The sequence below is a fragment of the Roseobacter sp. genome, assembly GCF_045106495.1.
GTDB lineage: Bacteria > Pseudomonadota > Alphaproteobacteria > Rhodobacterales > Rhodobacteraceae > Roseobacter.
Genome location: NZ_JBGCEQ010000044.1, coordinates 1 through 21,047 on the forward strand (window position 1 = coordinate 1; position 21,047 = coordinate 21,047).

25 protein-coding genes and 2 pseudogenes are annotated in these 21,047 nt (G+C 53.7%); 8 read left to right on the forward strand and 19 right to left on the reverse strand.

From position 1 onward, the window contains the following. The first annotated feature begins 221 nt into the window (after positions 1 to 221). Positions 222 to 1,010, forward strand: coding sequence for a helix-turn-helix transcriptional regulator (locus AB8B75_RS20175; RefSeq protein ID WP_405364711.1), 789 nt, complete (start codon positions 222 to 224; stop codon positions 1,008 to 1,010). A gap of 797 nt (positions 1,011 to 1,807) precedes the next feature. Here the strand turns inward: AB8B75_RS20175 and AB8B75_RS20180 are convergent. The 9 genes and pseudogenes from AB8B75_RS20180 to AB8B75_RS20220 form a co-directional block, all read right to left on the reverse strand. Then, positions 1,808 to 1,966, reverse strand: a complete 159-nt coding sequence (locus AB8B75_RS20180) for a hypothetical protein (protein WP_405364713.1) — start codon at positions 1,964 to 1,966, stop codon at positions 1,808 to 1,810. 34 nt (positions 1,967 to 2,000) lie between these two features. Next, positions 2,001 to 2,464 (reverse strand): annotated as a pseudogene (locus tag AB8B75_RS20185) (DUF1348 family protein). Positions 2,465 to 2,528: 64 nt separating this feature from the next. Then, on the reverse strand, positions 2,529 to 2,933 hold the full coding sequence (locus AB8B75_RS20190; protein WP_405364714.1) for a GFA family protein: 405 nt from the start codon (positions 2,931 to 2,933) through the stop codon (positions 2,529 to 2,531). Positions 2,934 to 2,978: 45 nt separating this feature from the next. Then, positions 2,979 to 3,422, reverse strand: a complete 444-nt coding sequence (locus AB8B75_RS20195) for an alpha/beta fold hydrolase (protein ID WP_405364763.1) — start codon at positions 3,420 to 3,422, stop codon at positions 2,979 to 2,981. Positions 3,423 to 3,451: 29 nt separating this feature from the next. Then, positions 3,452 to 3,823 (reverse strand): annotated as a pseudogene (locus tag AB8B75_RS20200) (alpha/beta fold hydrolase); the annotation flags it as partial. Positions 3,824 to 3,827: 4 nt separating this feature from the next. Continuing rightward, the gene (locus AB8B75_RS20205; RefSeq protein WP_405364716.1) at positions 3,828 to 4,805 is read right to left on the reverse strand and encodes a nitronate monooxygenase; all 978 of its coding nucleotides are present in this window, start codon (positions 4,803 to 4,805) and stop codon (positions 3,828 to 3,830) included. 5 nt (positions 4,806 to 4,810) lie between these two features. After that, on the reverse strand, positions 4,811 to 5,017 hold the full coding sequence (locus AB8B75_RS20210) for a 4-oxalocrotonate tautomerase family protein (RefSeq protein ID WP_405364718.1): 207 nt from the start codon (positions 5,015 to 5,017) through the stop codon (positions 4,811 to 4,813). A gap of 11 nt (positions 5,018 to 5,028) precedes the next feature. Further along, positions 5,029 to 5,403, reverse strand: coding sequence for a nuclear transport factor 2 family protein (locus AB8B75_RS20215; RefSeq protein ID WP_405364720.1), 375 nt, complete (start codon positions 5,401 to 5,403; stop codon positions 5,029 to 5,031). Next, positions 5,400 to 6,023: a glutathione S-transferase C-terminal domain-containing protein gene (locus tag AB8B75_RS20220; RefSeq protein ID WP_405364722.1), complete on the reverse strand. Its 624-nt coding sequence runs from the start codon at positions 6,021 to 6,023 to the stop codon at positions 5,400 to 5,402. The genes AB8B75_RS20215 and AB8B75_RS20220 overlap by 4 nt, the downstream gene beginning before the upstream one ends. A 190-nt stretch (positions 6,024 to 6,213) precedes the next feature. Here AB8B75_RS20220 and AB8B75_RS20225 point away from each other — a divergent pair, with 190 nt between their 5' ends. Then, positions 6,214 to 6,498: a winged helix-turn-helix transcriptional regulator gene (locus tag AB8B75_RS20225; protein ID WP_405364724.1), complete on the forward strand. Its 285-nt coding sequence runs from the start codon at positions 6,214 to 6,216 to the stop codon at positions 6,496 to 6,498. Between the two features lie 127 nt (positions 6,499 to 6,625). Here the strand turns inward: AB8B75_RS20225 and AB8B75_RS20230 are convergent, their stop codons facing one another. From AB8B75_RS20230 to AB8B75_RS20245, 4 genes are all read right to left on the reverse strand, one after another. Next, a complete protein-coding gene (locus AB8B75_RS20230; RefSeq protein WP_405364765.1) occupies positions 6,626 to 7,282 on the reverse strand; it encodes an MBL fold metallo-hydrolase in 657 nt (218 codons plus the stop codon). Positions 7,283 to 7,645: 363 nt separating this feature from the next. Continuing rightward, a complete protein-coding gene (locus tag AB8B75_RS20235) occupies positions 7,646 to 8,044 on the reverse strand; it encodes a VOC family protein (RefSeq protein ID WP_405364726.1) in 399 nt (132 codons plus the stop codon). A 63-nt stretch (positions 8,045 to 8,107) separates the two neighbouring features. Beyond that, the gene (locus AB8B75_RS20240; protein WP_405364728.1) at positions 8,108 to 8,578 is read right to left on the reverse strand and encodes a hypothetical protein; all 471 of its coding nucleotides are present in this window, start codon (positions 8,576 to 8,578) and stop codon (positions 8,108 to 8,110) included. 24 nt (positions 8,579 to 8,602) lie between these two features. Further along, positions 8,603 to 9,394 (reverse strand): hypothetical protein, encoded by a 792-nt coding sequence (locus AB8B75_RS20245; RefSeq protein WP_405364730.1) that lies wholly within the window; start codon positions 9,392 to 9,394, stop codon positions 8,603 to 8,605. Between the two features lie 158 nt (positions 9,395 to 9,552). Here AB8B75_RS20245 and AB8B75_RS20250 point away from each other — a divergent pair, with 158 nt between their 5' ends. Next, positions 9,553 to 10,131: a TetR/AcrR family transcriptional regulator gene (locus AB8B75_RS20250; RefSeq protein ID WP_405364732.1), complete on the forward strand. Its 579-nt coding sequence runs from the start codon at positions 9,553 to 9,555 to the stop codon at positions 10,129 to 10,131. 107 nt (positions 10,132 to 10,238) lie between these two features. Here the strand turns inward: AB8B75_RS20250 and AB8B75_RS20255 are convergent, their stop codons facing one another. The 6 genes from AB8B75_RS20255 to AB8B75_RS20280 form a co-directional block, all read right to left on the reverse strand. After that, positions 10,239 to 10,367: a hypothetical protein gene (locus AB8B75_RS20255; RefSeq protein WP_405364733.1), complete on the reverse strand. Its 129-nt coding sequence runs from the start codon at positions 10,365 to 10,367 to the stop codon at positions 10,239 to 10,241. Between the two features lie 283 nt (positions 10,368 to 10,650). Then, entirely contained in the window at positions 10,651 to 11,499 is an 849-nt protein-coding gene (locus tag AB8B75_RS20260; protein ID WP_405364735.1) for a sugar phosphate isomerase/epimerase family protein, read from the reverse strand. An 8-nt stretch (positions 11,500 to 11,507) separates the two neighbouring features. Beyond that, positions 11,508 to 12,656, reverse strand: a complete 1,149-nt coding sequence (locus tag AB8B75_RS20265) for a dihydrodipicolinate synthase family protein (protein ID WP_405364737.1) — start codon at positions 12,654 to 12,656, stop codon at positions 11,508 to 11,510. Positions 12,657 to 12,709: 53 nt separating this feature from the next. Then, positions 12,710 to 14,029, reverse strand: a complete 1,320-nt coding sequence (locus AB8B75_RS20270; RefSeq protein ID WP_405364739.1) for a glycerate kinase — start codon at positions 14,027 to 14,029, stop codon at positions 12,710 to 12,712. Between the two features lie 10 nt (positions 14,030 to 14,039). After that, positions 14,040 to 14,810 carry a 3-ketoacyl-ACP reductase gene (locus AB8B75_RS20275; protein ID WP_405364741.1) on the reverse strand — a complete coding sequence of 257 codons (771 nt, stop codon included), beginning with the start codon at positions 14,808 to 14,810 and terminating at the stop codon, positions 14,040 to 14,042. Between the two features lie 66 nt (positions 14,811 to 14,876). Further along, entirely contained in the window at positions 14,877 to 15,188 is a 312-nt protein-coding gene (locus tag AB8B75_RS20280) for a Dabb family protein (protein WP_405364743.1), read from the reverse strand. A gap of 120 nt (positions 15,189 to 15,308) precedes the next feature. Here AB8B75_RS20280 and AB8B75_RS20285 point away from each other — a divergent pair, with 120 nt between their 5' ends. The 5 genes from AB8B75_RS20285 to AB8B75_RS20305 all read left to right on the forward strand — a co-directional run bounded on the left by AB8B75_RS20285 (position 15,309) and on the right by AB8B75_RS20305 (position 20,958). Continuing rightward, positions 15,309 to 16,127 carry an aldo/keto reductase gene (locus AB8B75_RS20285; protein ID WP_405364745.1) on the forward strand — a complete coding sequence of 273 codons (819 nt, stop codon included), beginning with the start codon at positions 15,309 to 15,311 and terminating at the stop codon, positions 16,125 to 16,127. Positions 16,128 to 16,230: 103 nt separating this feature from the next. Next, positions 16,231 to 17,826 (forward strand): CoA-transferase, encoded by a 1,596-nt coding sequence (locus tag AB8B75_RS20290; protein ID WP_405364747.1) that lies wholly within the window; start codon positions 16,231 to 16,233, stop codon positions 17,824 to 17,826. Further along, the gene (locus AB8B75_RS20295; protein WP_405364749.1) at positions 17,819 to 19,318 is read left to right on the forward strand and encodes an aldehyde dehydrogenase family protein; all 1,500 of its coding nucleotides are present in this window, start codon (positions 17,819 to 17,821) and stop codon (positions 19,316 to 19,318) included. The genes AB8B75_RS20290 and AB8B75_RS20295 overlap by 8 nt, the downstream gene beginning before the upstream one ends. A 42-nt stretch (positions 19,319 to 19,360) precedes the next feature. Then, entirely contained in the window at positions 19,361 to 20,485 is a 1,125-nt protein-coding gene (locus AB8B75_RS20300; protein ID WP_405364751.1) for an ABC transporter ATP-binding protein, read from the forward strand. 5 nt (positions 20,486 to 20,490) lie between these two features. Continuing rightward, positions 20,491 to 20,958, forward strand: coding sequence for a MaoC family dehydratase (locus tag AB8B75_RS20305; RefSeq protein WP_405364753.1), 468 nt, complete (start codon positions 20,491 to 20,493; stop codon positions 20,956 to 20,958). Positions 20,959 to 21,047: the final 89 nt, after the last annotated feature.

The window sequence follows — 21,047 nt, forward strand, 5'->3', positions numbered from 1 at the left end:
GAACGTCTCCATACGCTTTTGAAACGCCCCGCAACTCTGCGACATTCGGTGCCGGTATATTGGTCGTTGGCAAAACATACCCTTCAGCAGAAGAAATTTCGGCAGTTTTGGTCATTCAAGATTTATCCCCTACTTGCACTAGAGGGGAACGTTTTGCTGTTTATGTGAATAGGCTGTTTTTCATATGCACTATCAATTAGCCCATGAGGAACGTGAAAAAAATGGCGATCAGCAGCGCAAAACTGGGGCAGATAATCGACCACCTGGAAAGCGAACAGCTGCCGCAAATTCTATCTAATTTCCTGAAACATATCGTTGAATTCGACTTTGTCGTGATCTTTGGCTATCTGGGGTCCGCACGTCCTCTTGCTCTTTACGATGATTTCACGCCAGCGCGTCGTATGATGCATGTGGATGAATACCAAGACGGCCCGTATCTACTTGACCCTTTCTTTTTGGCAGCAACTGGGGGCATCCAACCCGGTCTTTGGCGTTTAAGCGAAATTGCACCCGATCGCTTCTACCAGGGGGAGTATTTTCGCAGTTACTATGAACAGACCGGGCTCGCGGAAGAAGTTGGGTTTCTTGTGAATATTCACGAAAATCTAACCATCGTCATTTCTCTGATGCGAAAAACGCGTAAATTCAGCAAAACAGAATTGAAGGCGCTTCAGGCTGTTTGGCCAATCGTCGATGCTGCGTGCCGCAGGTATTGGCGGGACACAAAAACCGAAGCCCCAGACACAAACGCCTTTGCCGATAGCAACATAGAACGCGCGTTTCGCAACATCGGTGAAGGTATGTTGACCCCACGCGAACGTGAAGTCGTAGAACTCACACTACGCGGGCATTCCGCAGATGCCTTGGGCGCATTGCTTGGTATCTCGTCAGGAACCGTTCGAATACATCGCAAGAATATCTATGCCAAATTGCGGATTAGGTCGCAAGGAGAGCTATTCTCGGTGTTCATTTCAGCGTTGAGTAAACCACCGAAAAAAGCAGAAGTTTGACACTCTCTACGTGCGCGCAACTTGAACACTTCAAGCGGAGTTCTCAGGCGGCTTTGATAGGTCAAGATGACATATTCTGGACTGACAGATATGCTGTCAAATTTTTCAAAGCAGCCATTGGCGCAATCGCAGCAAATTCACCTTTTGTCCTGCAGACTGTAAGTCCGACGATCTCCAGTTTTCGCAAGCGCAGCGAATGGCCGGTAAGCGGGCAGCGGATGAAGCTTCTTGATCGGTCGGTGAACGGCGGGAATGGGCCGTCCTCAAAGAGGCCTAGCGGCATAACAGTTCGCATGCTGCGCTTGCTCCAGGGTCGGCAATGAGCCCAACCTGTGAATTCACTTTTCACACTGCGCGCGCACGCACGCAGAACAGATCTTGCCGCATAAGCATTATGGTCGGTTCCGCGACGCAGCGTGAAAACCGGCCATTCGTGCCACGCGCAGCAAGATTTTGTTGTGCACAGTGCCTAGTGCGGATCAAACTACCTTTGACGATACCTGAACAAACGAACGCTGCTCCTTTCTACTTTTGCTATCTGGATTGAATTCTCTGCGGTGCCGAACGAAATGCGGTCATTGACTGACCTCTGCAGCAAATTTAAGGCCGAAGGTCGGCAGCGCAGGACGAAGGGTGAATTCGCTGCGTCTTCGCAAATGGCTGCCTTGCGATGCCTTATAACTGCCTGTAAATCAGAAAACGGTTGGGCAGCCACAAGTAAAGAGCCGGATTGTGCCGGACCCCCTAAGCCGAAATCGTCACGATAGGGAAGTGATCAACGCACACGGGGTGCGGCGTCAACTCTGTGCGAAGAGGCCATCGACTTCTGCCTCGGCTTCTGCGGGGATCTCGGGATGATAACGTCCAATGCGCTTCGCTTGCTCCGTGTTGGGGACGCTCTTGTAGGCCTGCCCCGTCAGATTTTCGTTTATCGCAAGTTCAAGATACGAGAGCATGCTTTGATGAACGTCCAGTATCGTGACAGCAAAATCAGAGATTCAGCTCGGTCAGCCCCGGATGGTCGTCCGGACTGCGACCCGAGGGCCAATGAAACAAACGCGACTGTTCCATGATGGGCATATCGTTGATGCTGGCAATGCGGCGGCACATCCGCCCGTCTGCCGCAAAATCCCAGTTCTCGTTACCATAGGACCGGAACCACTGCGCTTCCTCATCACACCATTCGTAGGCAAAGCGCACGGCGATCCGGTTTGTGTCCATGCCCAGAGTTCCTTGATCAGGCGGTAGTGATGTTCGTGCTGCCATTTACGCGTCAGGAATGCTTCAATTTCGATATGTCCAGAGAGGATTTCAGACCGGTTCCGCCATTGGCTGTCGTCGGTGTAGGCCTGCGTCACAAGCTGGGGATCTCGGCTGTTCCAACCATCCTCGGCAGCGCGCACTTTTTGCGCGGCAGTTATCTCGAAAAATGGCGGAAGCGGCGGACGGCACATAATGAATCTCCAGACAAACTTCATGAATTCTCTTGCGTCAAAATCACGCCAGTCCGAAGCCGGCCTAAGATAGAAATCCTTGATGTGCTTTGATATGTTCAAGGCCCGATGCCCACGTCGGTTGTTCGGCGACGAATGTCTTGAACTTGTCCGCCACTTCCAGTTCTCCTTGCAGGCCTCCCGCTGGAACGATCATTTTTGTACCGTCGCCGCTTGCCCAGGGAACGCCGGAACCGCAAACCCGACAAAACGACTTGGAAATGTCCCGCCCTGGCATTTGGTAGGCGACAATCTCGCCGCTGCCAGACAGCCACTCGAACCCGTCGACGCCTATGAACAGATTTGATGCGAAGGCTGATCCAGTGATCTGTCTGCATTGATCGCAACTACACAAGAACATCTTGTCAAATGCGTTGACGACCTCGTACGAAACCAAGCCGCACAGGCAGTTTCCTTTGATCTTCTGCATTGTCCTGATCCATTGTAATTGGCTTTGACTGGTGGTCTGATCGGCTTAGTCTTCGATGTCATCTCGCAGAAATTCAGCAAGGGCTTCGAGAATCTGGCGCGGCGCTTCGAGCTGCGGCACGTGTCCCACGCTGGGAAACGATTGAAACGATGCCTGCGGGATGCGTTCATGGAGCGCCCTGCCCCGTTCGAGCGGAATCCATGGATCGTCCGCGCCCCATAAAATGGTTACCGGGCATCGGATGTGACCGAACATTGGTTCAACGTCCGCGGTGAAGCGCTCGTCGGCTTGAGAGAATTGCCGATAAAAACTCCCGCGACCGTCTTCATCGAGCCACGGTTCGACGAGCTTCGAGAAGTCTTCGCTGTCGATTTCGTTGACGAGAGCGCCCCGGATATAGGCTCCACCACTGCCTCGTGGATATGCGGTGGTAGGCCGGTGAAGGCCTCGACATGCCGCCCAACATGATCGAAAAAATCCAATCCCCAAGGACGCATTGCGACAACGTTCATCAGAGCATATTTCTCGAAATCACAGCCATGCAGAAGATGCGCGCGCAAAGTTGCCGCGCCGCCAAAATCATGTGCTACCACGCGGGGGCGATCCAGTTTCCAGTGTGCCAACATCTCCGCGAACACGCTGCGCTGTACGTCGAGTGCTGTGGCTTTCTCGGGTCGCTTATCGGATTGCCTGTAGCCTGGCATGTCATACCAGTGGACGCGGTAAGTTTCAGCCAGTGCCGGGATGACGCGATGCCACGAAAAAGAAGACCACGGCCATCCATGCGCGAGAACCAGGTCCGGTCCATCACCAGCACTTCCGGCGGCAACCGAACCGGCGCTTGTCACGACGGCTTCGCCCAACGACCAGCTCCCTTTAAGTTTCTGCATCGATTCAATCCTTTGTGATGGGGTCGACAAGTTGATTGACCCGGCGCAATCGGTGCTCAGCCTGCGAGATCATTCTGTGAAGCGTGGCTGGCGCAGGTTCGCGAAACCGGATGAGATCAGCTGCCTCGCCGACAATTACAGCGGTAACGTCTGTGTCGTCAGCCGTTCGTGAGGCCTCGAAACGCTCTTTCTCAGCAGCGATGTTTTGCGTGAGACCGTCGATGCCCGCACTCCATTGCTGGGTGAATGCATTACGCATCGTGCGCAGGTTCCAATCCGAAGGCCAGTCGAGCCCACGTGCTATGTCAAAAACGGAACTGCGTTCCGTATCGTCACCCGAACCGCGCAGAGCAGCTTGTTTGGCATTGCTACTGGCGAGGGATTCATCGCTGGCAAAGAAGGCGGTTCCACACAAGACGCCCGAAGCGTCAAGCGCCAGAGCCGCAGCCAGACCACGTCCATCAGCGATACCGCCTGCTGCGATGACTGGTATTCCTTGCGCGATATCCACAACCGCCGGGATGAGGGGCAACGTCGCTCTGGTGCCGCCGTGCCCGCCCGCCTCTGTGCCCTGCGCCACGATGGCATCAACGCCAGCATCGACAGCTTCACGCGCTTGTTCGAGCGTCTGCACCTGAACGATCAGTTTTATTTGGGCGTCCCTGATGTGATGGAGAAACGGCTTAAAATCACCGAACGAGAGCATGAGTGCTGCGGGGTTTCGCGCGAGGGCAAGATCGAGCAATTGGGGCTGGCGCGCGAGCGACCAAGTGATAAAGCCGACCCCGATCCGCGCATCACCTGCTGCGTCGAATTCGCGTTTGAGCCAATCGGCGTCGCCATAACCACCGCCGACCAGGCCCAAACCACCTGCCTTGCTCACGGCCGCAGCAAGTGCCCCGCCGCTGACACCTGCCATAGGTGCCGACAGTACAGGATGTTCGATGTCGAACAGATCACAAAGGGAAGTGCGGATGGCCATTTAGGTCAACCTGCCGCGTCGCGTCTATGCTGGTCAACCGGTAGACCTCCGATCCCCCAATTCTCAAGCGCAACTTCGTCGATGACGACAAAAGTTGTCGCCGGAGACTTGTCGAGAACCTTGACCAGCAAGTCGGTCACGCCGCGAATCAAATCGGCCTTTTGATCCGGGGTGACGCCTTCGCGCGTCACCTTGATGTTTACATAGGGCATATCGGGTCCTTTCAGGTCACACGTTCAGTGATTTGGAAAATTTTGGCCATGATCGACCATGCGCCGTCGGTTCGCACAAGCGTCAAGAAATCGATGAAATCCTTTGTACCAATGGAACATCGCACACGGGCAAAAGCGGTGTTTTCACCCGCAAACTCTATGGAGTGGATCACATCACGCCGGGGTTCATTGTGCGAAGCTGGGGACACGCGCTTGGCCACCACCGCGAAGTACTCATCCATCGTGCGATAAAGCAGTGGTGTTTCATCCGCCGTCGCATAGATCGCTTTTGGGTGAAAGGTTTTACCCAACCTATCCGTATCGGCGTGATAGAGACCGTCGAAATAGGTCTCTAACACGTCTGTTACTGCGGCAAATGCAGTCATGCTGCCTGCTCCATCAGGCCCTCGGCAATCATCGCTTTGATCGAGGCGGGACGTGCCGAGATACGTGCGACGTAAGCTTGGGTTTTCGGATGCGCGTCAAGGCTCACTCCGACAAATCTGGTCCAATTGAGCACTACAAATGCATAGGCGTCCGCAACGGTGAACGTGTCACCCATGAGAAAGTCACGTCCGTCTGCGAGGCTTCGCTCGATATGAGTAGCCCGACGTTGCACACCCGCGTCGGCTTTTTTGCGCCGCGCATCATCCAGCTCGACGCCCGAGAAAAACGGTCCAAAGGATTTATGCAGTTCTGACGAGAGGAAGTTGAGGGTCTCCTGAAGGCGGGTGCGCGCCAAAGTCCCGTTTGGGGGTGCAAGGCCAGCATCGCGTGACAGATCAGCCAGATACTGAAGCACAGCAGGATTTTCAGTGATGATATCGCCGTCATTGGTGACAAGGGCCGGAACATAGCCATTCGGGCTGATCCTGAGGAAATCGCCGCCCCCTTCCGTCGTATTTGAGTCAGTGTCTGTCTTGTCGAGTTCGAATGAGACACCAAGCTCGTTCAGGATGATGTGAGATGCCATCGAGCAAGCACCGGGTTTGTAATAAAGTTTCATCTGTCATTGCTCCAGTTGGTTGGGTTGCTCGGCCAGAGATGGCGCATGCGCTAACCGTTGACAACTAGGTTTCCGGTAGTTACTTTATTATCGAGTTACTTCAAGGAAACCTGGTTACCCAAATATGCCGCTCAAAGTCCGCAAAAACCAAAGCCCCGAACCGCCGCAGCCTTGTATGCTGACGCATTGCATGGCTGTTATCTCCGGCGCTTGGGCCGCCAATGTGATTTGGTCGCTGCGTGCTGGCCCGCGCCGCTTTAACGAGTTGCGTACCGACATTCCGCCAATTTCGGCCAAGGTGCTCTCTACACGGCTGACTGAGCTTGAGCAGCGCGGAGTGGTGTCCCGGAACGTGCAACCAACCTCGCCCCCATCCGTCGAATATGCCCTTACCGAGCTGGGCGGTGAACTTGTTCCTGCGCTTGAGGCCATTGTGAAAGTTGGCCATCGGTTGAAGATGCGCGACAAAGGGTAAAAGTCAGTCATACTTTATTCCTCCTGATTGATCATCTCGCGACGAAAATGCAGTTTTCACTGTGATGTTCTTCAGTGGGGCAATTTCCTATCCAGAGAGCGTTCAAGACACCTCACGCAAGGCACTGCTAAAGCGCGTAGAACATCAGTCCAGTCCAAATGTCCGTTGAGAAAAATCCCCCAGACCATTTGGCATCAAATTGGTCTAACGGTCTAAGATCGATAACTTGCTGGCGCGATTTTCCTTCGCCTTTCAGTTTGCTGAGTTCATCGCGGGCATACTGAAGCATTGCGAGGTAATCCAAGAGATCATCGCGGGATCCCAACGAGCCATGGCCCGGCATGACTTTGGTATGTTCATCGGAGTGGTCGCGTAGCATTTCAACGGCACTGATCGTGCCCTGCAAGGTACCGCCATTGTGTGTATCAATCACCGGATAGATGCCGTTGAAGAATACGTCCCCCGCGTGCACGACATTGGCCATCTCAAAAAACACCACCAAGTCTCCGTCCGTATGTGCCCGGGGCGTATGGACGGCGCGCATTATGTCGTCATTTAAATGGAAGCTCATCGAGTCCTTAAAGGTGACAACGGGCAATCCATCGCTTGCCATCGGCGGAAACGACAAGTCGAAAAGAGGAATATCGCCGCCATCAGCAAGACGCGTGCGGGCCATCTCTTGGCTGAAAATCGTTGTACCTGTCCCGCCAAGAAGTTCATTTCCACCAGTATGGTCAAAATGGAAATGGGTGTGATCAGGAACCGGGGGGGCTCGCCCACCAATTGGTTTATAAGCGCAAGCAAATCCAGCAAAGCAGGTGCCATCTGATCGTCGATAAGAAACGTGCCATCGTCTCCGATCATGACGCCGATGTTCCCACCATCGCCTGTCAGCATGTACAGGTTTTCGGCGACTTTCGTTGACATCAGATGGGGCACATCCGCCAACGCCGGTATTGGAAAGGCGATCATAGCAGTTAAGAACGAGGTCAGAGCCAGAGACCTACTGAGTGTGTGAACCTGTCGTTTTTCAGAAGTGCGGTTATTCGTCATGGTGTGTCTCGTTTCATAATTGGCCGTGCCCAATGCGTTTGTGATCCACGTCAGCCGTGCCTCACCGCTTGTAGGAACGCCTAGGGGGCTTGGATTAGCTCAATATTGCAGCCGTCCGGGTCTTTGATGAATGCGATGGTTTCGTGTTCGCCAGTTTCATCGGGCCCGGGTTTCGGGTGATTTCGACGCCCAGCCCGGCCAGATGAAGGCAGGTCTGGTGTATGTCGAGAACCTCCAGTGCGATGTGTCCATATCCGGTGCCGTGCGAATAGCTGTGCTCGCCCCAGTTGTAGGTCAGCTCAATCATTGAGTTACCGTCGGGATAACCGACAAAGACCAGCGTAAATTCAGCAGCTGTAAAAGTCTCTCGACGCAATTCCTGCATACCGAGTGCATCACAATAAAAGCGCAGGGACCGATCGAGGTCTCGGATACGGTCCATCGAATAAAGAATGGCGTGCGGTGTATTTGGGGACGTTGACTGAGTGTTCATAATGATGCGCCTGAAGGGTCCAAAGAACGGGGGACAGACACCGCCTGTCCCCGGTAATTAATTTTAACGGCAGATTTCACCCTGGTAGCGGACCAGCCCAACAAGGTTGTCATGGTCGCGCAAATCGACAAGGCCATAGCTGTTGAACTGGCCTGAGTAGCCCTTCATCGTGCCGCGTGTGACGTCTGGCTGAATGTCGTAGGTGATTTCGATCATGAAGCGCCCCGGTTTGCCCGGCACGGCGGTTAGAATGCCAAGGTCCTTGGTTTGGAACGCCCCGCCATCGTCACGGCCAAAGTAGTGTTCCATGTCCATCTCAAGGCCCGTTTCAGTCTCGCGGGTGGCAGTGATCTTACCAGCCGCATTTTGAACACCGCCGGTCAAAACCGCTGAGATGATTGTGGGCTCACCTTCGCCTTCGCCAAAGAAGTTAGGGATGGCGACGCCGCCCATTTCAAAGCAGTCGGCAGCCATTGCAGCAGTTGACGACATCGCAAGGGCCATGATGGCGCCAGAAAGAGAGTTCAGTTTCATGTCATTTCCGTTCAGTTGAAGAGGTTAAAGGTAGTAGGGAGAGTTGAGGCCGCGGCTTGCGGCCTCGGTCACACGGGCATCGAAGACGCGCGTATAAAAGGCAACGTTCATCGCGGCTGTCGTTTTCGGGAATTCATTGATGGCAAAGTCCAACGCATTTTCGACAGTGTCGAAGGCGTCCAAACCACCCAGCGTGTTTGTGTTGTGCCCACTTAGCCAGATCTTGGACAACAGTCCCTTTTGCCTGCGCAAGACCGGATTTCTGTCCTGCCATGGTGCGTTTTCAAAGGGAACAGCGACCTGCACTTCGGTGTAAACAAATGCGCGGGGCTCGGCTGTGACCCGTCCGCCAAAATGGGGCGCATCCATAGCCGCGCTGGCCTCTGCGGTTGCCTGATTATCAAAGACCCGCGTTGTTTGCGCCACGCCAAAGTCACGGGCCAGAGCAGGGAAAAAATCCGTGCAGTAAAGCAGAGCATCATCGACGCTTGCAAATCCATGAAACCCGCCGACAGAATAGTTGCCCAGCCCGGAAAACCACGTTTTGTCAACAAACCCAGGTTGGGCCGTGATGGCAGCATTCAGCTTTTCCCAAGGGACATCCGTGAAGGGCACGGACGCTTGCAATTCTGTGTAAACGAAGGCGTTGGCAGGCATAGTTTGGTGTTCCTTTTGATTGGATTGCGCAGTTGCAGCTGACCTGTGAACAGTCAGCCCTATTGCCGCGATGGGAATGACGGCCAGCCCTGCGTTAACTTTGCGCCGTGACATTGGCGCAGTTCCACCGGGCGCGTGCCGGGGCACACGTGAAGCCATGTCGTATTCTCCTTAAGATTGGGGCCACCTACCTTGGTGGTTGTCTTGGGGTAGGTATCGAAATATAACGATCCCTACATATCGCTATTCTGATTGGCGCTCGCCGTCAATCAAATAATATAGCGATCGTTATTTTTATGGTGAAGGATTGACTTGGCTTGAAAAAATCAGAAGCAACCAAGATGAAACTGCTAGAGGCGTCGGGCCGGGCGTTTCGAAAAGAGGGCTATTCAGGGATCGGGGTCGACTCAATCGCGAAAGACGCTGGTGTCACGTCTGGCGCATTCTATGCCCATCTAAAATCCAAGAACGATGCCTTTCGGGCGGCACTTGTCGCCAGTCTGGAAGACGTCCTTGCAGCATTGCCCGAGTATCGCAAGAAGCATGGCGCTCAGTGGCCAGCAGCCTTTGCAGACTATTATCTTGGAAAGGGTCACCGGATCGACCTAGAGGGCGGTTGCGCAATGACCAGTCTGACGCCGGATGTGATCAGGGCAGATCCAGCTGTGCAAACCGAATACGCGGAACTGATGAGCCGCATCATCAAAGAGATTGCAGACCACCTGCCGCAGGCGGAGTCAGTTGCTGAACGCGAGGCAATTGCATGGGCGTTCCTGTCGACACTGATTGGCGGGCTTACCCTCTCGCGGGCCGTGGGATCAGGTCTCACCGCTGACCAGATCGCGCGCTCCAGCAAGGCGGCGGCACTCGACGCCATCGGCTATTCTGCAGGCTAGAAGCGTCAGGCAACAAAGCTGTCGCGGTGCGACTTGCAATACGGGATCAGGATGTCCCGAAAAGCACTCAATTTTCGCGATGGCCATATATCGGGGTGTCCCACCACCTAGATATCTGCATAGGGTTGTTGCGGCAGTAGCGGCACTTGCAGCAGACCAGCCGCTGCGCGTCCAAGCAACATGGGAATCCGAGCGACACCCAATCCAGCCTGAGCCGCGCCAAAAATGGCCACCATATCATCAAGCCGCAGATGGACCCGATAGCGGGGAAAGTCAGTTGCAATCCCCTTCGGCGCGTCGGGATAGAAGGAATATATACCCCATCACGCCTGCCATTCGTACTACCTGCAGCATCCGACACAAAGGGATCTTCGGTAGCATTCGCCGCTCAAACCGCGAGTGGCCGGTTCGGGAAACATCGCCGTTCGCTGCACGGCGCACGAATTGGTAAGATGCGGGACGAAGCGCCATTTCGCTGCGGTAGCTACCAAGGTCTGCTTTACTGGCAATATCTACCCTTCAGCACTGTTCCTTGAAGCTGTCTACGATCACTTTCAAAACCTCTTCTGGGCTTCGCTTCCACCACTTTTCAGCCGAGAAAATCTCGACCTCGCAAAAGCCGCTGTAACCGGCGTCTTCCACGCAAGAGCGGATGTCCCTTAGATCAGCGACGCCGTCGCCCATCATGCCGCGATCCAGTAGCATGTCACCGGTGTTTTCGAGCCAGTCGCAAAGATGATATCCGAAGATTTTGCCGCCAGCTTCGGCGCAGCTTGCCCGCAGGTCGCTGTCCCACCAGACGTGGTAGACATCGACTGCGACACCAAGATTATCGGCGCCAACCATATCGCAGATGCGCAACGCATCACGCACCGTCATGATGCAGGTTCGGTTCCCACCAAACATGGGGTTCAGCGGCTCTAGCGCAAGGTTCACGTTCCGATCAGCTGCGTAGTCCGTCATCTGCGAGACGCGTTCTGCTAGGATTTTCTGGGTTTCCAACACACCTTTTGTTCCCGGTTCAGTACCACCGGTCACGATTGTTAGAATAGATGCACCAAGGTCTGCGGTCATGTCGATGCTTGCTTTGGCTTCATCCAGCCAGTTGGAGGGCAGTTCAGAGCCAACCAGATAAGGGGAGCGGCACAAGCCAGTGATTTCCATGCCAGCAGCTCGGACGCGGTCACCGATTTCGACTGCACGAGCCCTGATTTCGCGATGCCAGAATGTGATACCTCCGAACCCATGCATGGCACATGCATCAATGACACGCTCGATTGGCCAGCCCGCGCCATGGCCATCAAGGTTATGACCAAGAGTTGCGGTGTTCAGCGCGAGGGCAGATGTATCGGCAGAAAAATCACGCATGTTTCAGATTAGACCCTGTAGAGTTTCAGCAGGTGACCCATGCGTTTGCACGCGAGATCGGGGTCGGAAAGCGCGCCACATTCATCCGCAAGCTTAAAGCAGTCCACAAAATAGGGCAGGGCGCGCATAGCTTCAGAACCACCCAGCATTTTAAAGTGATCTTGATGTCCGTTTAGCCATGCGAGGAAGACGACGCCGGTTTTGTAGTGCCGTGTCGGCGCGCAAAAAATATGCCGCGCGAGCGGTACGGTGGGATCAAGGATTGCACGGAACGTTGCCGCATCCCCTGTGTTGAGGGCCGAGATGGCAGATGCAGCGTGATTGGCAAGTGGGTCAAAAATGCCAAGTAGCGCATGGCTGAACGTGTCACCGTCGCCGCCGATCAATTCGGGGTAATTGAAATCATCACCAGTATACATCCGCACCGTTGTAGGTAGTTGCTGCCGCATCGTGATTTCTTTCGATGCATCCAGAAGGGATATCTTGATCCCGTCTATCATTGTCTCATTCGTGGCAATTATCTCCAAAACGGTTGGTAATGTATCTTCAAAGCTTTGCGCACCCCAGTAGCCAGCAAGTGCGGGGTCAAACATGTCGCCAAGCCAGTGAAGAATGACCGGCTCATCACAGGCGGCCAGCACATCACTATATATCGAAACGTAGTCGTGGGGGCCATTCGCGGCACGCGAAAGGGCGCGGCTTGCCATCAAGATGATGCGCCCGCCCACGTTTTGAATAGCTTCAACTTGTTCCAGATATGCGCGCCTGACGTCCTCAAGTGAATGAGCTTCTGTGTCAGCCAAGTGGTCCGTTCCGCATCCATTTGCAACAAGTGCATCTGGTATGTTCGCCTTTGTGCGACGGATCAGGTCAAGACTCTGTTCCCAATCCAGCCCCATACCACGCTGCGCTGTATCCATCGCCTCTGCAATGCCCAGCCCGAGATGAGCCAGATGATGACGGAACGCCATTGTCTTGTCCCAATCAATGCCGGGCAATCCCATCGGCGCGCTGTCAGTGAACGGATCGGCCACAACGTGCGCAGCCGAATAAACGACACGCGTGCTGTCCTTGGTCAACGGCGTGCCCAAGATTGGCTCACCTGTCAGGCTGTACTCGGCGAATTCACCGCTTCTATTTGGCAATCGTATTTTCATGTTGTCCTCATGTGGTAGCGGGAGGTTCTAAAGAAAGCCTGTGGGTATTAATGTCATCTGAGCAAAATTGCCCGAAAGTCGTTCACATTGGTGCCGGTTGGACCGGGCGAAAAGAGGTCGCCAATGGCATAAAACGCTGCCCAGGAATCGTGATTTGCAAGGAGAGCCTCAGGGTTCAGTCCCAGCGATTTAAGGTGCTTGGCACTTTGACCTGAAACGAATGCGCCAGCATTTTCTTCTGAGCCGTCAATCCCGTCTGTATCAGCCACCAGCGCAGAAAACGAAAACTCTGCGCCTGCCAACGCCAAGGACAACGCGAATTCCGAAATACGTCCCCCTTTGCCGGATTTGGCAAGCGTAACGGTGGTCTCGCCGCCTGATAGCAAGACGACTGGTCGTGGGAATGGACGATCGTTGCGCGAAATTTCTGCGGCAATCGCCGCATGCATCTTGGCAATTTTCTTCGCCTCACCCTCAATTTGGTCAGATAGTATGACCGCAGGTATCCCGATCTCTTTTGCGCGTTCCGCTGCGGCTTCTAAAGACTTTCGTGCCGAGGCAATGATGATCACTTCGTCAAGTGCAAAACTTGAATCTTGGGTGGGTAGCAAGTCGCTCGGGGCAGTTTCTAACCACTGAGTAAGATGAGGCGGCATGGAGATATTCCGGATATCTATCAAATTCAGTGCGTCCTCACGAGCCACCCAATTTGGAATCGTAGGGACCGATGCCACTGGTGCCGGGTCATCGCCCGGCACATCTGACACCACCAAGGTCACGACCTTTGCAGGATGTGCCATCTGGGCAAGGTGCCCGCTTTTGATGGCACTAAACTGCCCGCGTAGCGCGTTCATCACCGAAATGGGTGCGCCAGAATTTAGCAATGATGTGTTCAGATCAATTTCGTCCTGCAGTGTCAAATCATCCAGCGGCATCGGCAAAAGTGCGGACCCGCCACCACGTATCAAAGCAACAACAAGATCGTCTTTGGTCAGATCTTGTACTGCGTCCGTGATTTGGCGGGATGCGTCTAAACCAGCGTTATCTGGAATGGGGTGCGACGCAGACAAAACGGTTATCTGATCGCATGGCACGTCATAGCAATAACGCGTAACGACGACACCACTGAGCGGCAATGTCCACTGTTGTTCAAAGGCGCGCGCGAGCTGTGTTGCACCTTTGCCCGCACCTATGACGACCGTTCGGCCCTTGGGGGGCTTGGGGAGATTGGCTTTTATCGCTTCGTATGGATCGGCGGTGGAAACAGCAGCCTCAAGGAGCGCAATCAAGACGGCGCGATCCGTGGCATCCCACGTGTTGCTGGATGCAAAATTGGTTGGGGCGTCGTCGGGGTGTTCAAGATGCTGGTTCATGCCCGCAATCCTAAAACCTTGGAACAAGCATGCCGCCATCAACGGATATAACGTGGCCAGTTGTATAGGGAAGGCGATTGGTCGCGAGGCTCACAATCACTTGTGCCACTTCTTCAGGTTGGCCGACACGGGGGTAAAGGCACAGTCCGGCTGCAGCACGTTCTTTGTAGGTCTCTATGATTGCTTGCGTCATTGGCGTTTCAATGAGGCCGGGCTGGACGTCGTAGACTGCGATGTTTTCGGGGGCCAGTCTTGCAGCAAAGCACTTTGAAATCATCGCAGCGGCTGACTTTGAGACGCAGTATTCAGCACGAGGCACCGCGACCGCCGTCGCATTCGATGAGGTGACGTTGATTATCGCATGGGCGCAGTCCTTGTTTCTTTCGCGTGCCAATAGTGTTTTTGAAAAGGCCTGACACAAAAAGAAAACCGCCTTGGCGTTCACCGTCATGCAGCGATCAAAACTCTGTCCGCCCACATCAAGAATGTCGCCGCGGCTGATGACGCCGACGCCGGCATTATTGACAAGGGTTGTGACAGGGCCAAGCGTTGCGGCGATGCGTTCAAGGGCATCCGCATGCGCATTTATGTTGGAGACATCAAAGATTGCTTTGCAAGCCTTGCCCTCTTTGCTTTCGATGTCAGCGACCAGATCATTCAAGGCTTCTGACGGCTCAAAATCATTCAGTGCAACAGAAAAAGATGCTTCAGCCAACGCTAATGCAGTGGCGCGCCCAATGCCTCCGCTTGCTCCAGTTATTAATGCAACTTGCTGAGTCATGGCCTGTTGTCCTTGCAGTTTGCGCCGGTTCTTTGTGGTGAGCGGGTGGACTGGTTTGTTGCTGTGTTAAACGACGACATCGCAGACAAAGACGCCATCGACACCGCCGTCTGTTGCTGCGTTGATCCTACCCGCGATGCCTTGGTGTGTTTCGTTGGAAAGGTATGCATCACGGGACGCTGTATCTTCGAAGTCGATCCAGAACATGTCGAGAAAGCCGCGCACGACATCATTTTCGGGTGATATGTTTGGGCCAGAACCAAAGCTGATAAACCCGCTGACCTCTGCCTTGAGGGCTTCGAGGTCGAGAAGAATGCGTTCTTTGGTGTCTTGTGATACTGAGTTTTGATATTTCAGAAAAACCAAATGTCTGATCATCGCGTCGCCCTCACGGTTTTGAATAGCTCGAATCACTTGTAACTCACCAGTGGGTGACTTAACAAGAGATGAAGTGATCAGCGCCTGATCAAGAGAAGGGTGCATTGCGGAAGGACGATTATGCCGACAGCATTTACTGGCATTTTTAAACGCGGTTTTGGGACCTTTCCACTTCGTGGTGAGGAATTGAAATCGGCCGTACGCACGGCTGCAGAGATAGGGTATCGCGCTTTTGATACGGCGCAGTGGTATGGAAACGAAGCTGATCTGGGCGGCGTTCTTCCTGAGTTAGGGATTGATCGCGCATCGCTGCAGATCACTACAAAAGTGCATCCGCACAATATGTCAGTTGATAAGTTCATGCCGTCAGTTGAGCAGAGCTTGCGTGACCTTAAGACAGAACGGATTGATGTTCTGCTGTTGCATTGGCCGCCCAACGACAATCCGGTCGAGCCTTCATTGACCCTGCTTCAAGAGGCATATGACAAAGGATATGCAAAGCATATTGGCGTATCTAACTATACAACCACGATGATGCGCGCTGCGGTGCGTTGTTTGGACACCAAGCTAGCGATTAATCAAGTCGAATTTCATCCCCTGCTCAATCAAGATAAAGTTTTGGCCACTGCCGCCGAAGTCGGAATCTCACTTGGGTCCTATTGTTCCATCGCGCGGGGTGAAATTTTTAAGTACCCTGTTCTTGGTGAAATCGGGGAAAGTCACGGTAAGTCTACGGCTCAGGTGGCTCTGCGATGGATTGTGCAAAAAGGTGTGGCGCTGAACACAATGTCCACGAAGCGTGCCAATATGCGGTCCAACTTTGACGTTATGGACTTTGTGCTGTCGTTATCTGATATGCAAAAAATCGACGCACTGACGACAGCTGGCTACCGTATTAGCAACGCAGCAACGGTCCCTTTTGCTCCAACATGGGACTGACGGCGCAGGAGGCAGCATCAACGTTTTTTATCGCATTTGCCGTGTTGACAGAATCTTTGAAATCTATAACTCTCCAGTGAGTGAATAAAAAAATGGATTTCACGTGATTGAATTGTCAGCCATGGACTGTGCAGACCTCGTAAGTGATGGGGCGACGATTGCTGTTACCGGCAATGGTGGCGGCATGCTTGAGCCGGATGCAATCTTTGCAGCACTCGAATCCCGTTTCCTCGCAACCGGCCACCCTAAAAACCTGACATTGATCCATGCACTTGGAATCGGCGACGGCAAAGCCTGCGGCATCAGCCGATTTGCACACAAGGGCATGGTGGGTCGCGTTATTGGCGGGCATTGGTCCTGGTCGCCGCAGATGCAGCGACTTGCACGCGACAACGATATCGAAGCTTTTACCCTACCGTCTGGCGTGATCTCGCTTTTACTGCGCGAAAGTGGGGCAGGCCGTCCTGGTTTAATAACGCATGTTGGTTTGGGCACGACATACGACCCGCGCGAAACTGGGGGAGCCGCCAATGAGGCCGCGAAAATGGCAGCGCCGCTAAGTGAAATCGTTGTTCTGGGTGGCAAGGACTACATTCGCTACCTACCCATTCATCCTGATTTCGCGATCATTCGAGGCACCTATTGCGACCAGACAGGAAATATATCCGGCGCAGAAGAAGCTGGTGACTTGGATGTTTATTCTGTGGCTCTTGCTGCGAAAAACGCAGGTGGGCAGGTTCTGGCGCAAGTGCGTGAAACACGCAAAGCAGAGTCCTGCCATGCACGGCTTGTTTCTGTGCCTGGCGTACTTGTCGATTGTGTGGTGCAGATTGCAGACCAGCGGCAGACGCATCGTCGCAATGATCAGCCAAGCGTCGCTGGTTTGCCGCATGCGGCCGCTCCTGTTGGGGAGGCCTTTGAGGGATTGACCCTTCCGCGAGGTGCGCGGGCCATCATCGCGCGGCGTGCTGCTGATGAAGTCATCGACGGGCAGTCCGTGAACTTTGGATTTGGCATTCCTGGCGGGATCGCGGCCATTCTTGAAAACCTTGGGTCTATCGGCAAGATATGGGTCACCGTTGAGCAGGGCATCCACAATGGTCGTCTCATTGACGGGCCGTTGTTTGGGGCAGCGATCAATCCGGAAGCCATTATGCGCTCTACCGATCAGTTCGATTATTATAGCGGCGGCGGCGCAGATATCGCCTTTTTAGGTGCAGGCGAATGCGATGCTGCTGGCAACGTCAATGTTTCCCAATTGGGTGGTGAAGTCGTGGGTCCGGGTGGTTTTGTTGATATCTCGCAAGGTGCGAAACAGGTCGTGTTCTGCGGAACGTTTGAGACGGGTGGGCTTCGCGTGGCTGCAGCCGGACAAACTTTGTCGATTGAAAATTATGGCCGTATTCCAAAATTTGTAGATCAGGTCCGCGAAGTCACATTCGCAGGTGCACTTGCCGCGGCAATAGGTAAGCCAGTGACCTACATCACAGAGCGTGCCGTTTTCCAACTGACTGCGACTGGCATGGTATTGATTGAAATCGCTCCGGGGATTGATCTGCAAAAGGATATTCTCGATCGCATGTCATTCGCACCTCGGGTGTCTGAAGATCTGACGCTCATGCCCGCCCATTGTTTTGTGGGTGACGAAACCTGCGCTACATCCTCTACATCCAAAGCGCTAGGAGCAGCACATGTCTGACGCGGTAAAACAGGCATTTGCAGATCCAAAGCGCTACCGGAACTTTATTGATGGTGCGTTTGTTGATGCATCTGATGGCGCAACAATTGAACGCGAGAGCCCTGCGCATGGCCGTTTGGTCAGCATTTATGCAGCCGCAACCAATGGCGATACCGAAGCCGCGATTTCAGCTGCACGGGGTAGCTTTGATAGCGGTGCTTGGGCCTACGCTTATGCGGGTGACCGAGCCGCGGTTTTGCGTGCCGTTGCGCAGAAAATTCGCAACCATGTCCAAGAACTGGCACTTGTGGAAACTTTGGAATCTTCAAAACCCATTGGCGTGTCGCGCGGCGAGGTGATGTTTGCTGCCGAACTTTGGGATTATGCTGCGGGTCAGGCACGTGGGTTGCACGGTGACAGTCAAAACAACCTTGGTCCCGACATGATGGGCATGGTCCTGCGCGAACCTATTGGTGTCGTCGGCATTATTACACCTTGGAATTTTCCGCTGTTGATCCTGTCCGAGCGTTTGCCATTCGCACTGGGTGCAGGCTGTTCGGCTATTGTAAAGCCAAGCGAATTCACATCCGGAACTTCATTGATGCTTGCTCAATACTTGGCCGAGGCAGGTCTGCCTAAGGGCGTCTGCAACATACTCGCCGGGGACGGCGCAACGGTGGGGCAAGCCATTATCGATAGCGATGATGTGGACATGGTGGCCTTTACCGGTTCCAGCCGCGTTGGTAAAATGGCGATCAAAGCGTCAGCCGGAAACATTAAGAAACTCTCACTGGAATTGGGCGGAAAATCGCCCTCCATCGTGTTTGCTGACTGCGACATTGATGCCGCTATTGACGGTGTGCTTAAGGCTGCAAATGTCAATATGGGTGAATGCTGCATCGCGGGTTCACGGTTGCTGGTTGAGGATAGCATTGCAGATGCGTTTCAGGCGAAACTGGCCGCGCGTCTCGAAGATCTCAAGATGGGGGATCCGTTTGATCCAACTTCGCGCATTGGTGCGATCATCAACGATCGACAGTACGCACAGATTTCATCCTACGTCGACATTGCCATGCAAGAGGGCGCGACCGTTGTTTGCGGCGGTGACCCCGATGCCTACGATGGCTTGTTTTTCCCGCCAACGATCATTGCTGATGTGCGCCCTGAGATGCGCGTCGCGCGCGAAGAAATCTTTGGTCCTGTTCTTGTCATGATGACGTTCCAGGATCGCGACGAGGCGATCAAGCTTGCGAATGCCACCGATTATGGTTTGGCCGCCTACGTTTGGACTGATGATTTAGCCAATGCGCTTTATTGCACGCGTCACATTAAAGCGGGCCGTGTCTGGGTGAATTCCGCGTTGGATGGATTCCCCGAAATGCCTTTAGGCGGTTTTAAGCAGTCGGGCAACGGTCGTGAAACCGGTCGTTACGGCATCGAGGAATACACAGAATTGAAGTCCGTCCATTTGCACATGGGCGCGCAGAAAGAGCGTTGGGTCACCGACGTCTAAAATAGGGAATGGGATCGTTTCAATGCGATCTTGGGAGGAAACATGGCTGATATTGTTCTAAGAGACGTCCGCAAATCCTTTGGGTCTGTCGATGTAATCAAGGGCATCGACTTGGAAGCCAAACATGGCGAGTTTGTCGTCTTTGTTGGCCCGTCCGGCTGTGGGAAATCAACCCTTTTGCGGATGATTTGTGGCTTGGAACGCATTACATCTGGCCAGCTTTCGTTGGACGGTGAAGACATGAGCGAGGTCGAAGCGTCTGACCGTGGTACTGCGATGGTCTTTCAGTCTTACGCGCTTTACCCGCATATGACAGTTGCCGAGAATATGAGCTTCAGCCTGCGCATGGCTAAAGTTGATAAGGCCGAAATCAAGCAACGCGTCGATCAGGCTGCTAATATCCTTCAAATCCAACATCTGCTAGATCGCAAGCCAAAGGAAATGTCGGGCGGTCAAAGACAGCGTGTGGCTATCGGCCGTGCCATCGTGCGCCAACCCAAGGTCTTTCTGTTTGACGAACCGCTGTCTAATCTGGATGCAGAACTGCGCGTTCAAATGCGAGTTGAGCTTTCTAAATTGCACAATGAAATTGGTGCAACGATGGTCTACGTCACGCATGATCAGGTCGAGGCGATGACCATGGCGGACCGCATTGTCGTTCTACGCGATGGGTTGGTCGAACAAATCGGATCGCCGTTAGAACTTTACTCCAAACCAAACAATCGCTTTGTCGCGGGTTTCATCGGCTCACCTCAGATGAATTTCTTGGAAGGTACCGTAGATGCTTGCGACGGCGTGTTGGCGACTGTGACGGCGGCTGGAACAGTTGGCGGAATTCATATCCCGTTGCGGGACGGGGCGAGTGTGCGGGCGGGTCAAAAGGTGTTTGTCGGTATTCGACCCGAACATTTTGCTGTCTCCTATGGTGACGTAGGCCTGTCAGTTCACGTTGATGTCGCAGAGAACCTTGGCGGTCTTGCTTTTGCCTATGGCAAGACAGAGATGGGGCAGGATGTCATTCTTAAAGCTGATAGCGAAAAGCCACTCTCATTTGGTACACAAATTAGGGCCACTTTGCAGGCCGAGTACTGCCACTTGTTTGATGAAGCTGGTGCAACTGTCAGTGCCGCGGCCGGTGCCGTGCGCTTGCAAGAAGTAGCGGCGTAACGGAGATGACCGAAACACGTATACAGCCCGGCAAATGCTATTTCGACGACCTGCAGGTAGGATGCTTTTTCCAGACGGGCCGCATCGTCGTGACGGAAACGCACATCGTGAATTTTGCGGGGATTTCTGGTGATTTTTTCGACTTGCATATGGACGATGAATTCGCCCATGCGCAGGGGTTTCCGGCACGTATCGCACATGGTTTGTTGGGGCTGAGCCTTGTTGATGGTCTCAAAAACCGCGCTGATGTGCAGCTGCAGGCAGTCGCGTCTTTGGGTTGGAAAAGTTGGAACTTCACAGCCCCCATCGTGATGGGCGATAGCATTACGGCAAAGATTTCGGTTGAAACAGCCAAGCTGACGTCAAAGGGCGACCGCGGCGTTGTCGAGTTGCGGTTTGACGTCACCAACCAAGATGACGTGTTGGTCCAAACAGGGTGCAATGTCCTGCTAATGCAACGCGGGGAAAGCTGATGCAAGAATAGCAAATCAATAACTCACCAGTGAGTTCAATTGATTGCCCCGAACAAAGGGCAAAAGTGGTCGTCTTGCGGCCCACAAAA

Coding starts and splice junctions, on each gene's coding strand:
- AB8B75_RS20175 (WP_405364711.1), top strand. CDS start 222: ATGGCGATCAGCAGCGCAAAACTGGGGCAGATAATCGACCACCTGGAA.
- AB8B75_RS20180 (WP_405364713.1), bottom strand. CDS start 1,966: ATGCTCTCGTATCTTGAACTTGCGATAAACGAAAATCTGACGGGGCAG.
- AB8B75_RS20190 (WP_405364714.1), bottom strand. CDS start 2,933: ATGCAGAAGATCAAAGGAAACTGCCTGTGCGGCTTGGTTTCGTACGAG.
- AB8B75_RS20205 (WP_405364716.1), bottom strand. CDS start 4,805: ATGGCCATCCGCACTTCCCTTTGTGATCTGTTCGACATCGAACATCCT.
- AB8B75_RS20210 (WP_405364718.1), bottom strand. CDS start 5,017: ATGCCCTATGTAAACATCAAGGTGACGCGCGAAGGCGTCACCCCGGAT.
- AB8B75_RS20215 (WP_405364720.1), bottom strand. CDS start 5,403: ATGACTGCATTTGCCGCAGTAACAGACGTGTTAGAGACCTATTTCGAC.
- AB8B75_RS20220 (WP_405364722.1), bottom strand. CDS start 6,023: ATGAAACTTTATTACAAACCCGGTGCTTGCTCGATGGCATCTCACATC.
- AB8B75_RS20225 (WP_405364724.1), top strand. CDS start 6,214: ATGGCTGTTATCTCCGGCGCTTGGGCCGCCAATGTGATTTGGTCGCTG.
- AB8B75_RS20235 (WP_405364726.1), bottom strand. CDS start 8,044: ATGAACACTCAGTCAACGTCCCCAAATACACCGCACGCCATTCTTTAT.
- AB8B75_RS20240 (WP_405364728.1), bottom strand. CDS start 8,578: ATGAAACTGAACTCTCTTTCTGGCGCCATCATGGCCCTTGCGATGTCG.
- AB8B75_RS20245 (WP_405364730.1), bottom strand. CDS start 9,394: ATGGCTTCACGTGTGCCCCGGCACGCGCCCGGTGGAACTGCGCCAATG.
- AB8B75_RS20255 (WP_405364733.1), bottom strand. CDS start 10,367: ATGGTGGCCATTTTTGGCGCGGCTCAGGCTGGATTGGGTGTCGCTCGG.
- AB8B75_RS20260 (WP_405364735.1), bottom strand. CDS start 11,499: ATGCGTGATTTTTCTGCCGATACATCTGCCCTCGCGCTGAACACCGCA.
- AB8B75_RS20265 (WP_405364737.1), bottom strand. CDS start 12,656: ATGAAAATACGATTGCCAAATAGAAGCGGTGAATTCGCCGAGTACAGC.
- AB8B75_RS20270 (WP_405364739.1), bottom strand. CDS start 14,029: ATGAACCAGCATCTTGAACACCCCGACGACGCCCCAACCAATTTTGCA.
- AB8B75_RS20275 (WP_405364741.1), bottom strand. CDS start 14,810: ATGACTCAGCAAGTTGCATTAATAACTGGAGCAAGCGGAGGCATTGGG.
- AB8B75_RS20280 (WP_405364743.1), bottom strand. CDS start 15,188: ATGATCAGACATTTGGTTTTTCTGAAATATCAAAACTCAGTATCACAA.
- AB8B75_RS20285 (WP_405364745.1), top strand. CDS start 15,309: ATGCCGACAGCATTTACTGGCATTTTTAAACGCGGTTTTGGGACCTTT.
- AB8B75_RS20295 (WP_405364749.1), top strand. CDS start 17,819: ATGTCTGACGCGGTAAAACAGGCATTTGCAGATCCAAAGCGCTACCGG.
- AB8B75_RS20300 (WP_405364751.1), top strand. CDS start 19,361: ATGGCTGATATTGTTCTAAGAGACGTCCGCAAATCCTTTGGGTCTGTC.
- AB8B75_RS20305 (WP_405364753.1), top strand. CDS start 20,491: ATGACCGAAACACGTATACAGCCCGGCAAATGCTATTTCGACGACCTG.